Below are 889 nucleotides of genomic sequence, written 5' to 3' on the forward strand. Positions count from 1 at the left end.
GAAATACTCGATTCCAGTTTTTGCATGGATTCTGCTGTAAGAACATAAAAGGGAACGTTAAGCTCGCTGAGAGCGCCAGAGAGTATTTCTAGTTGGCGCAGGATAAGAGATCGTTTAGCTGGCGACTCATTGTGGGCATCCCAGGTTTCTTCAGATATCACATAAACAGCAATGCTAGGCCCGGATGACATGGCAGCCGAAAGCGCCGGGTTATCATAAACCCTTAGATCACTTCTAAACCAGATTAGGTTGAGTAAATGTTCTTGCGTCATCTTATATTATCCCTTTTTGTTGCTATTTTATGTTGCCAATATCTTATACTACGAACCTTGTATATCATACGCAGGCCGAATGAAATTAGATCTGTTTTGCTACCGATATGCCACTTAAATAGGCGCACTCAAGTCCGTGGCGGGATTGATTCGTGGCAAGATAGTCTCCACTGAGGTGTATTTTTTCACTACATGTAAGGTAGTTCTCTTTATTGTCGATGGGGGTATTACTCGGCAGAGAATATAGCCAGCGATGTAAGTGTGAAACGATGATATCTATTTTTTGTTCGCATAGTGCTTCGAACTCACTCAATAGATAGCTTTCAACGCGTGTTCGTTCCCAATTAATTGTTTCTTGGCTCCACTCTTCGCCAGCTTGGACTTGATAGTACTGCACTGAATCGTCTGGCTTAGCACCTCGTTTAACGTGCTCTGGCGAAATTGACTTAATATTTGGGTGCTGTGCAGAATCTATTTTTAGTTCTGTACTGCTACGAACGGCCAAGAGAAGTACCCATTGTGGTTCCATTTTAATGTGCTCGATTAGAGGGCAGAGACTATTGCCTTTGGGTAATAGGTCGTAAGTTTGTTGAGGTGGCGTTGCGATTACAATGTGC

Annotated in this window: 2 protein-coding genes; both read right to left on the bottom strand. The window is 43.0% G+C overall.

The window, feature by feature from the left end; all coding sequences use genetic code 11:
• The coding region (locus tag A3766_RS02585; protein WP_197479220.1) for a deoxyribodipyrimidine photo-lyase at window positions 1–272 on the bottom strand (272 nt) is incomplete at its 3' end.
• Between the two features lie 85 nt (window positions 273–357).
• Window positions 358–889 (bottom strand): hypothetical protein (locus tag A3766_RS30205; protein WP_197479222.1); only part of this gene is annotated, 532 nt, incomplete at its 5' end.

This window comes from Oleiphilus sp. HI0132 (genome assembly GCF_001635845.1).